General features: G+C 74.0%; 11 protein-coding genes. 8 read left to right on the top strand and 3 right to left on the bottom strand.

The window, feature by feature from the left end:
• The 5 genes from AOK15_RS34860 to AOK15_RS34880 all read left to right on the top strand — a co-directional run.
• Positions 1-349, top strand: a 349-nt coding sequence (locus AOK15_RS34860) for a methionine adenosyltransferase (protein ID WP_276206250.1), incomplete at its 5' end; no start/stop codon positions are given.
• Complete coding sequence (locus tag AOK15_RS34865) at positions 346-1,419, top strand: hypothetical protein (RefSeq protein WP_157870462.1); 1,074 nt, start codon at positions 346-348, stop codon at positions 1,417-1,419. The genes AOK15_RS34860 and AOK15_RS34865, both read left to right, overlap by 4 nt.
• Entirely contained in the window at positions 1,416-2,231 is an 816-nt protein-coding gene (locus AOK15_RS34870; RefSeq protein ID WP_055522307.1) for an SDR family NAD(P)-dependent oxidoreductase, read from the top strand. The genes AOK15_RS34865 and AOK15_RS34870 overlap by 4 nt, the downstream gene beginning before the upstream one ends.
• On the top strand, positions 2,228-3,043 hold the full coding sequence (locus AOK15_RS34875) for a histidinol-phosphatase (protein ID WP_079058878.1): 816 nt from the start codon (positions 2,228-2,230) through the stop codon (positions 3,041-3,043). Before AOK15_RS34870 ends, AOK15_RS34875 begins: the two co-directional genes overlap by 4 nt.
• A gap of 49 nt (positions 3,044-3,092) precedes the next feature.
• Complete coding sequence (locus AOK15_RS34880) at positions 3,093-4,235, top strand: hypothetical protein (protein ID WP_055522308.1); 1,143 nt, start codon at positions 3,093-3,095, stop codon at positions 4,233-4,235.
• 31 nt (positions 4,236-4,266) lie between these two features.
• Here AOK15_RS34880 and AOK15_RS34885 read toward each other — a convergent pair whose 3' ends face one another.
• Both AOK15_RS34885 and AOK15_RS34890 read right to left on the bottom strand, forming a co-directional pair.
• Positions 4,267-5,253, bottom strand: coding sequence for a phosphotransferase (locus AOK15_RS34885; RefSeq protein WP_157870463.1), 987 nt, complete (start codon positions 5,251-5,253; stop codon positions 4,267-4,269).
• Positions 5,250-5,819 (bottom strand): AAA family ATPase, encoded by a 570-nt coding sequence (locus AOK15_RS34890; protein WP_055522310.1) that lies wholly within the window; start codon positions 5,817-5,819, stop codon positions 5,250-5,252. Before AOK15_RS34890 ends, AOK15_RS34885 begins: the two co-directional genes overlap by 4 nt.
• A 98-nt stretch (positions 5,820-5,917) precedes the next feature.
• On the opposite strand from AOK15_RS34890, the gene AOK15_RS34895 reads away from it, so the two are divergent.
• The gene (locus AOK15_RS34895) at positions 5,918-6,667 is read left to right on the top strand and encodes an SDR family NAD(P)-dependent oxidoreductase (RefSeq protein WP_079058879.1); all 750 of its coding nucleotides are present in this window, start codon (positions 5,918-5,920) and stop codon (positions 6,665-6,667) included.
• A 198-nt stretch (positions 6,668-6,865) separates the two neighbouring features.
• Positions 6,866-7,900, top strand: a complete 1,035-nt coding sequence (locus AOK15_RS34900; RefSeq protein WP_055522312.1) for a hypothetical protein — start codon at positions 6,866-6,868, stop codon at positions 7,898-7,900.
• A gap of 56 nt (positions 7,901-7,956) precedes the next feature.
• On the opposite strand, the gene AOK15_RS34905 is transcribed toward AOK15_RS34900, so the two are convergent.
• On the bottom strand, positions 7,957-8,484 hold the full coding sequence (locus AOK15_RS34905) for an NUDIX domain-containing protein (RefSeq protein ID WP_240508736.1): 528 nt from the start codon (positions 8,482-8,484) through the stop codon (positions 7,957-7,959).
• 139 nt (positions 8,485-8,623) lie between these two features.
• Between AOK15_RS34905 and AOK15_RS34910 the strand changes: the two genes are divergently transcribed.
• Positions 8,624-9,631: hypothetical protein (locus AOK15_RS34910; RefSeq protein ID WP_055522313.1), on the top strand; the 1,008-nt coding region annotated here is incomplete at its 3' end.

The raw sequence follows: 9,631 nt of genomic DNA on the forward strand, positions 1-9,631 counted from the left end.
CGGTGACGTCGGGGTCGTCGGCCGCGGCAACCGGGTCAACGGCCTGATCACCCCGATGCGGCCCATGAGTATCGAGGCACCCGCGGGCAAGAATCCGCTGGACCACACCGGCAAGATCTACAACGTGATGGCGATGCGGCTCGCCCGTCAGGTGCACGAGCAGTGCGGCGGCCCCGCGCAGGTGCACATCTTCACCTCGAAGGAAGCTCCGCTGGAGCGGCCCGACGAGGTCGTCGTCACCGCGCCCGACGCCGACGAGGAGAAGGTGCGCGTCCTCGTCGAGGCCGCTGTCGCCGGATCCGGCGCCCTCACGGCGGAACTCATCGAACAGGGCATCACCCTGTGGTGACCGTCGAGCGGGCCCGTGCCCTGGCCGCCGCCGCCCGGCAGGCCGGTGAGCGGCGGGACACCGGACCCGCGTCCGTCGGGCCCCCGGAGACCGGCAGCCACTTCGCTGTCCTGGTCAAGCCCGAGGTGATGACCCCCGACCTCGCCGACGAGGCACTCGCCACCGCCGTCGAGGTCCTCACCGCCGACGGCGTCCTGGTGCTGCGGGCCGCGGTCCTGCCCGCCGCGGACTTCGTCCGCCGCGGACACCTGCTGCTGCACTACCCCCGGCTGCACCGCGTCGCTGCCGACGGCACCGCGGCCCTCACCACCGCCGCCCGCCGGGCACTGCTCACCCTGCTGCCCGGCGCGGACGACGGTGCCGCGTTCGGCGCGTACGAGGCGATGACCCGCGACGCCGGCCTGACCCCGGAGGCCCTGGAGGAGCGGTGCCGGTCCGCGGGGATCCACAAACTGGGCTCGGGCTCCTACGCCTCGCTGGTCGAACTGGGCGGGCGGCTCGTCGCCGTCCTGAACGGCTTCCTGCCCGCCCTCACCGAGAGCTACCGCGTGCCGGGGGCCCAGGTGGGGCTGCTGGAGTGCCACAGCTCCCGTGAGATCGCCGACCTGCGCGGCGGTCTGCTCGGCGCGCTGCATCCGGGCGCCGCCGACCCCGCGTCCCTGCGCGGCTCCCTCGGCGCGCTGGCCCGGCGGCACGACGTCGCGCTGTCCGAGGGGCGCAACGCGGTACACCTGTCGACGGGGCACCTGGAAGCCATGTTGCAGGTGTGGCGGTACTTCACCGCGCCGGACGGGCGCGGCCCGGGGGACACCGCCTTCGGGCGGACCCTCACCGCGGCCGGGGTGCCGCAGGCGGCCCTCGCCGCCCTCGCCGCCGACGCGGACCTGCCCGCCGACCCGGACCTCCCCGGCGACGCGGACCCCGGCACGGGGACGGACCCCGTCGCCGGTCCCGACGGGACGTTCTCGCCGCACGGCGCCACCGAGAACCTCACCCGGGACGCGGTCGTGGAGCGCGTACGGCACTGGACCGCCCGACAGGCCGCGGCCGGACGAAAGGAGAGGACATGACCACCACCGCCTCACGGGAGACCACCCCGCGCGGCACCAGAGGGCTGACCGGACGCACCGCCGTCGTGACCGGCGGCGCCCAGGGCATCGGCGCCGCCGTGGTGGAACGACTGTGCGCCGAGGGCTGCCGGGTCCTCGTCTACGACAAGAGCGCCGAGCACGGCGAGTCCGCGGTGGCCCGCTGGCGCGGGCAGGGCCATGCCGTGGCGCTGGCGGTGGGCGACGTCACCGACGCGGACGCCCTCGCGGCCGCCTTCTCGGGCCTGCCCGCCGACTGGCCCACGCCGACGCTCCTGGTGAACCTCGCGGCCGGCTTCGTGTTCAAGGGCATCGAGGCGACCGCGTCGGACTGGCACGCCGCCCTGGACCCCACCATCATCGGCCTGTCCCTGGCGACGCGGGAGTTCGTCTCGCGCCTGCCGGAGCGGGACGCGGACGCGGCGATCGTCAACATGGCGTCGATCTCCGCGCACATCGCGCAGAGCGGCTACCTCACCTACAACACCGGCAAGTCCGCCGTCCTCGGCTTCACCCGGTGCATGGCACAGGACCTCGCGTCCCGCGGGATCCGTGTCAACTCGGTGAGTCCCGGCACCGTGTGGAACGCCAACAACGAGCGGTACCACAAGGAGGCCCTCGGTCTGGACCGGGCCACGGCCGAGGCCGCCCCGGAGCACGGCGGCAAGTTCCTCCTGGGCCGGTTCGCCGACCCCGCCGAGGTGGCCGCCCCCATCGCGTTCCTCCTCTCCGGCGAGGCCAGCTTCGTCACGGGCGCCGATCTGCCCGTCGACGGCGGATACCTGGCGGTGTGACGGTGATCGACCTGCACACCCAGCACGAGCGCTGCGGACACGCCACCGGCTCGCTGCGGGACTACGTCACCACGGCCCTGGAGATGGGCGTCGACGTCCTGGGCCTGTCGGACCACACCCCGATGTTCGCCGCCGCCGAGGACCACGCGCTGCCGCGGGTGGCGATGCCCAAGTCGGAGTTCCCGGCGTACGTGGCGGAGGCCCTCGCCCTCAAGGAGGAGTTCGCGGGCCGTATCGAGGTCCTGGTGTCCACCGAGGCCGACTACCTGGCCGGGGCGACCGAGCCGTACGCGCGGGAACTGGCCCGCTACCCCTTCGACTACATCATCGGCTCCGTGCACATGTTCGAGGGCAAGGACATTTTCGACACCAGCCGCTGGGACGGACTGGACGACGACGAACTGCCCGCCGTCAAGGCCCGGTTCTTCCGCACCGTCGCCGACTGCGCGCGCACCGGCCTGTTCCATGTGATGGGCCACGTGGACGCCCTCAAGGGCAACCACCCGCGTCTGGGCGCCGTGCCCGCGCCCGCCGCCGCCGACGAGATGCTGCGGGCGATCCGTGACTCCGGGGCCGTCCTGGAGGTCAACACCTCCGGCAACACCAAGCAGCACGGCGGCTGGTACCCGGAGACCGACGTGCTGGAGCGCGCCCACCACTTCGGCGTCCCCGTCACCTTCGCCTCCGACGCGCACGTGCCCGAGCGGATCTGCGACCAGTACGCCGACGTGGTGCGGGTGCTGCGCGACATCGGCTTCCGCCGATGGACGGTCTTCCGGCAGGGCCGGCCCCGTCTGCTGCCGATGGAGTGACCGCCCTCCCCTCCCACCCCCTGCCCGTACCGTCCCGCGAGGAGCGCCCATGCGCGTCATCGACGCCACCACCGCACTGCCCGCCGGAGCCGTCGCCCGCCATCTGCGGGTACGCGGCCACACCCTGCGGCTGATCACCGCCTCCGGGGGCTCCGACGCCCTGGTCTCGGAGACCTTCTGGCCGCCGGGCATGCTGGGCGTCACCCCGCTGGAGGACGCGCCCGCGCCCGACCTGACCGTCGTCGACCTGGTGCGCGAGCCCGCGGCGATCGCGGCGCTCCTGGACGACGCCGCCGCGTCCGGCACGGCCGGCGACTTCGAACTGACCCGTGGGTACCGACAGCCCCGTCACGACGGCTCCACCTGGACCGTGTTCACCCTGCGGGACGCCAACATCGACGAGGACGCCGTCCTCGTCCGCACCGAGGACCGCCTCACCCTGGTGAGGCCGCCGACGGGACTCGGCGACCGGTGGCTCACCCGGATCGTCCGGGACATCGCCACCCGCGTCGCCAAGGCGGAGGGCTCCCTCGTCCTGCACTCCTCCGCGTTCGTCCACGCGGGCGGCGCCTACCTCGTGATCGGCGACTCCGGCGCGGGCAAGTCCACCACCGCCGTCGCGCTCGCCCGGCTGCTGCCCGACGCCGGATGGATGGGCAACGACCGCATGCACCTCGACCGGCGCGCCGAGGACTACGAGGTCACCGCCTGCCCGCTGCCGCTGGCGATCAACAAGGGCTCGCTCGACGTCATGGGGATCACCGACTTCGCGTCCTGGCCCGTCCGCGCCGGGTTCCCGCCGCCGGGTTCGGACTGGGACCGGCTGCACGGGGAGGACAAGCTCAAACTCAGCTCGCGGGAGGTCCACCGGCACCTCGGCGTACCGGTCGTGCCGCACTCCGAACTCGCCGGGGTGGTCCTCCCGACGGTCGACCTCACGGCCGACTACGCCTTCGCGACGGCCGACCCCGACCACACGGCCGAGGTGGTCCGCCGCAACTGCTTCTCCCTCGACGACAACCTGTACGGCGAGGACTGGCTCGGCGTGCCCGTCCACGACCGCGCGGAGCCCCCGTCCCTCGACGTGTTCCTCACCGACCTCGGCAAACTGCCGGTGCTGCGCTGCACCCTGACCGGTGCCTCGGACGTGTCCCGGCTCGCCGACGACTTCCGGGCCGCCGTGCGCAGGTGACCCTCCCGCAGCGGTGCGCGGGCGGCCGTCCTCAACGGCCCTCGCGCACCGCTGCGTCCAGCTCCGCCGCCGTCGCCGCCACCAGTGCGGCGTTCTCCGCGTAGCGGGCCCAGAACCGTCCGATCCAGCCCAGGTACCAGGGGCCGAGCTCGGCACCGCGGCGCGTCAGCAGGTCGATGTGCTCCCGCCGCGGCAGGAACCACACCGCGCCGAGCCGGGCCACGTCCGCGGCCTGCCCGTACGGCACGCCGACCCGGCCGCGCAGCGCCCGCAGGAAGTCCCGTACCGCCGCCGGGTCCAGGACGAAGTCGCCGCGGCCCTGCCGGCACGACAGCCACAGCGCCTTGGCGGCGTCGGCGGGCCGCCGGGAGAAGCCGGTCTCGTCCCAGTCGATCACGGTGAAGCGGCCCGCTCCGTCCGTGATCAGGTTCCGGCCGTGCAGGTCCCCGTGGTGCACCACCACGGCGCCCGCCCGGGTCAGCCGCGCGGCGCCCGCCAGCGTCGAGGGCAGCCGCGCGTCGACGGCGCGCCCCAGTTCCGTCCACGCGCCCGTCAGGAGGGGCGCCACCCGCGCCCGTTCCCGCTCGGCGTCCGCCAGCCAGGGCGTGGCGTAGTCGCCGACCAGGGCATCGTCGACGGCCGTGTTGCGCGCGCCCTCGGTCAGCTCCGCCAGCACGTCCATCACGTCGGGCACCTGGGCGCGCGCGTCGTCCGAGGCGTCGCCGGGCACGTAGGGCCGCACCACGACCAGGTGGTCCCGGCCGTCCCCGCGCACCGTGGCCAGGTCCAGCAGCGGCGGGTACCAGGGAGTGCCGCGCAGCAGGGCGTCGACGCGGCGGATCCGGGCGGCCACCACGGCGCCGGAACGCTCCGCGCAGTGCACCTTCACGGCGTAGGGCACGCCCGCCTCGACAAGCCGGTACGAGGCGTTCAGACCGCGTCCCGTCAGGCTCTCGGCGGCCCCGGCGGCGACGCGCGCGGCGGCTCGCACGGCGTCCGGCGCCGCTGCCGCGCTCATGCCGTACGGGGGCCGGCGGCGGGCTGGGCGTCCAGCCAGCCGGTGACGGCGGCGACGAGCTCCTCCAGCGGCCGGGAGCTGTCCTGGCGCAGCACCGGGCAGTCCAGGCCGGCCAGCCAGCGCTCGTCCTTCGCCTGCCGGCCGGGGGTGTCGCCGCTCTCGTACCCCCTGGCCCACTGCATGAAGTCGTGGTGCGCGGCCTCGTGGCTGCCGCCCCGCTCGATGGTGTCCCCGTAGCGCACCCGCTCGCGGGCCATGAGTCTGCCCATGCGGGTGTCGGGGTCGATGGTGAGGAACACCACCGCGTCCGCCTCGGCGATGACGGGGTCGCCCCAGCCGCGCAGGGTCCCGGAGAGCACCCACGCCTCCCGTGGCACGAACAGCGCCCGCATCAGTGCCAGCCGCTCCTCGACGGGCCGTTTGTGCGTGTAGGGCGGGTCGCTCGGCAGCCACAGGTAGTCGTCCACGTCGGCGTGCGGCACCGCCCAGCGGGTCGCGAGGGCACGTCCCAAGGTGGTGCTGCCCGCTCCGCTCGGCCCGGTGACCAACAGCCGGTGTCCCCCCATGGGGCGCCTCCCACTCCACTCGTCAAGATCCGTCCAACCACCCTACCCACAGCAGGTGTTGACGCCGCGCCGCACATGCGGGGGTTACGCTCACGGCCATGCCGACTGCCTTGGTGACCGGCGTCTCCCGCGGCCTGGGAGCGCATCTGTGCCGTGCCCTGAAGACCTCCGGCCACCGTGTGCTGGGCGTGGGCCTGGCCACCGCGCCGGCCCACGGACATCTGGACGACTACCGCGTGACCGACCTTCGTGAACCGCTGCCCCCGGACCTGTTCGCCGACGAGGAGATCGACGTCCTGGTGCACAACGCCGGGATCTACGTGGACGATCCGCGCCGCGGGTACGGCGACCTGTTCGCGCTGTCGGTGCCGGACCTGCGCGACACCTTCGAGGTGAACCTGTTCGGTGCCGCCCGTGTGGTCCAGCGGTACGCCCCGCCCATGCTGGCCCGCGGATCGGGGCGGGTGGTGTGCGTGTCCTCGGGCATGGGGCGCCTCCAGGACGCCGACGGGGCGTCGTTCGCCTACCGCTCGTCGAAGCTGGCCCTCAACGCGCTGGTCCTGTCCGTGGCCCGCCACTTCGACGCGGGCTGCGGCGACCTCGCGGCGTTCGCGTACTGCCCGGGCTGGATCCGCACCGACATGGGCACCGGGGACGCGCCGCTCGATCCCGGCCCCGTCGCCGAGGACCTCGTCCGGCTGCTGGACCGGCCCGCCGCCGAGGCCAACGGCCGGTTCTTCCGGGGCGGCGCCGAACTCGGCTGGGACACCCGCGGCCCCTTCGTGGGCCCGGCCGCCGAGTCCGGCCGCGGGGTGCCGCCACGGAGGGCGGGCCGGGGACGCGGGTGACACCGGGGCCTCGGCCCGCCGGTGTTCCGCCCAGCGGAATCGCCCCGGACACCCTGCCCACCGCGTTGCCATGATCGGTCGAGCGGTCCCTGCGCGCGGCCTCGCGGCCGCCTCACCCAGGGGTCGCGGGCCGCCGCGAGACGCGGTGCGCACCGGCCCGTGGCACGGGCCCCACCCTGACCTGGAGGTGAGCCCGGCATGCGACCGACCGAAGCGCCGCGCCCGTACGTGGTCCGCTCACGCTTCGCGACCACCGGCCTGATGTGCGGCCCGTCCGTCGCGGCGGAGATCGACCGGCTCGCCCGCCCCTATCTGACGGTCGAGCCGGGCACCGCCGGCCCGGGTGACTGGCGGATCAGCGAGGGCGTGTCGCCCACCGCCGGCGCCGTGCCCGAACCGGTCACCGCGCTCGGCGAGCCCACCGTCGAGTACGCCGTCGACCACGCCGAGCGGCAGGTGTTCCACCTGGCCCCCGAGGGCCCGGCCTGGGCGTGCCAGTCCCTGTTGCGGGCCACCCGTGCGGTGCACCGTTCCGCGGCGGCCCGCGGCGGCATGCTGTTCCTGCACGCCGGTCTGGTCGAGCTGAACGGTCTGGGTGTGGCCCTGGTCGGCGGCAGCCGCGCGGGCAAGACCTCCTTCGTGATGGCGGCCGTCCTCGCCGGTCAGGGCGTCATGGTGTGCAACGACGATGTGAGCCTGTCGGCGGACGGCTCCGGGCCCGGCGTGCTCGGCGTGGGCTGGCCGCGGTCGGTGTCGGTGCGCCTGGACACCCTGGACCTGCTGCTCGGGCCCGAGGGTGCGCGGACCGCCCTGGACGGGCTGACACACCCGGCGAACGCGACCCTGCCGAGTCTGCGCGCCTCCGGCGTGGAACGGCACGGCACCGCCCTCATCTACCCCTGGGAGTACGCCGATCTGCTGGAGACGAAGCTCGGGCACTCGGCCCGGGTGGACGCGCTGGTGCATCTGAGTCTGGCGGACGCCCCCGAGGAGGCCGGGCTGTCCGCCGTCGACCCGAGGGAGCGGCGGGCGCTGCTCGACCGGCATGTCCTGGACACGCCGAACAAGCACCTCAACATCTTCGGCCACGAGCCGGAGCCGGGAACCCTGCGGCAAACCCGCGGCGCGCTGACCGCGCTGCCCACGTTCCGTTTCCGGTACCTGTTCCAGGACGTGCGCCACGCGGTCGACCAGCTCGGCGCGCATCTGCGCGCCGAGGTCCCCGCGGCGTGAAGGCGGCGCGGGTGCCTTCGTACGCCGTCAGCCGGCGGCGGCACGCGGCCGACGGCTCACAGGCCCAGCAGGACCGGCCGGTCCGGGACCCCGTCGGCGAGCAACCGGGCCAGCGGCGTGCCGAGGTCGCGGGGCGAGAACAGGTCGGGGCCGTCGTGGCCGGTGATCTCGTCGAGACTCCACCACCGCGTGCCGTGCACGTTCTCCCGGGCGAGCGCGGCCTCGCCGAGCGCGCCCGCCGGGGTGAACGCGGTGGTGCGCACCAGGTGGTAGTCGTTGACGACGCCGTCGTGGCCCGGCGCGATCGCCGGGTCGACGATCTCCTGGTGCCAGACGTGCGGTGCCTCGTCGGTGAGTACCAGGCCGACCTCCTCCACCAGTTCGCGCGCGAGCGCCTGCGACGGTGTCTCACCGGGGGCGATGCCGCCGCCGGGCGCCGCCCACAGGACGAACGGCCGTCCGGTCCGGTCCGTGAGGGCGAAGCGGCACAGCAGCAGCCGCTCCCGCTCGTCGAGGATCAGTGCGCGGACCGAGTGGCGCATCCGGGGCTCGGCCGTCGAGGCGTACGGGACAGTGGAGTTCACGGATCCACGCTATCCGCCGGCCGCACACGCGGACCGAGCGGCCCGCCACCGGCGCGGTACCCGCCCCCGGCCGTACGGGCGCATCGACCTCCCCGGACGTACCCCTGACCGACACCAGGCAGAAAGGGGCAGAGCGGACGTGCTCTCCTTCCGATCCCACATCGCCGCAGTCACCGCCCTCGACGACTTCGACGAGCGGGACGTGCTCGACCACATCCATCTGGCACCGGACGACATCCTCGTGCTGTCCGGCTCGCTCGTCGACGGTTCCGGCACCCCGTCGTCCGACTTCGACTTCTGCGTGCTGGCGCGTGAGAAGGACGAGCGCTTCCACCGCGCGACGTTCCCCAGGGAGCGGCACATGCGGTACTACACCAGCGGGGACCGGGTGAAGGCGAGCTTCGACTACCTGCCACAGAGCCTGCTCGGTGTGGACGTCGAGTACCGCACCGTGGGCGAGGTCACCGACATGCTGGCCGCCCACGCCGACCTGTACGCGTATCTGCGCACCCGGGCCCGCAAGTCGTCCGCGTTCGCGGCGTCCGCGGTCGACTTCCGGCTGCTGTCCCGTCTCACGTACGGTGTGCCGCTCACCAACGCGCCCGCCTTCGAGGAGGTCTCCCGGCTGGTGAGGCCCGGCGAGGTCGCCTACACCGCGTTCCGCACCGCCGTGGGCAGCTACCCCGACTTCCGGGACCTGGCCGGCATGTGGGCGCAGCGGGATCACGAGTCCGCTCTGATCGCGGCGCGCAAGCTCGGCATCGACACCTTCCGCGGCCTGACGCACGTCCACGGCAACACCAACCGCAACCCCAAGTACCTGGCGCGGTTCCTGGCCCGCCTTCCGGAGCGGCTGGCCCCCGTCACCGACCGGTTCCGGCATCTGAACGCCTACGGCGTCCAGGACCCCGACGCCGCCGCCGACGCGGTGCTGGAGTGGCTCGACCTCATCGATGTCGCCTTCGCCGAGATCCGCCGGGGCCGCGACACGGCCGACGCGTTCGTGAGCGGGCCGGACTTCATGGACCTGCTGAAGGGCGAACTGCACCAGACGATGAGCTGGAACGCCGAGATCTCCAACGAGTACTGCTTCCGCGCCCGTGAGGCCGCCGCCGACGTGCCACCGCTGCGGGACCTGCTGGCGGCG

Source organism: Streptomyces ossamyceticus (genome assembly GCF_001418475.1).
Lineage (GTDB): Bacteria > Actinomycetota > Actinomycetes > Streptomycetales > Streptomycetaceae > Streptomyces > Streptomyces ossamyceticus.

What these genes read in the sequence shown, in the direction of transcription:
- AOK15_RS34890 (WP_055522310.1), bottom strand. Translation starts at nt 5,819, where the DNA reads ATGGGGGGACACCGGCTGTTGGTCACCGGGCCGAGCGGAGCGGGCAGC.
- AOK15_RS34895 (WP_079058879.1), top strand. Translation starts at nt 5,918, where the DNA reads ATGCCGACTGCCTTGGTGACCGGCGTCTCCCGCGGCCTGGGAGCGCAT.
- AOK15_RS34885 (WP_157870463.1), bottom strand. Translation starts at nt 5,253, where the DNA reads ATGAGCGCGGCAGCGGCGCCGGACGCCGTGCGAGCCGCCGCGCGCGTC.
- AOK15_RS34880 (WP_055522308.1), top strand. Translation starts at nt 3,093, where the DNA reads ATGCGCGTCATCGACGCCACCACCGCACTGCCCGCCGGAGCCGTCGCC.
- AOK15_RS34900 (WP_055522312.1), top strand. Translation starts at nt 6,866, where the DNA reads ATGCGACCGACCGAAGCGCCGCGCCCGTACGTGGTCCGCTCACGCTTC.
- AOK15_RS34870 (WP_055522307.1), top strand. Translation starts at nt 1,416, where the DNA reads ATGACCACCACCGCCTCACGGGAGACCACCCCGCGCGGCACCAGAGGG.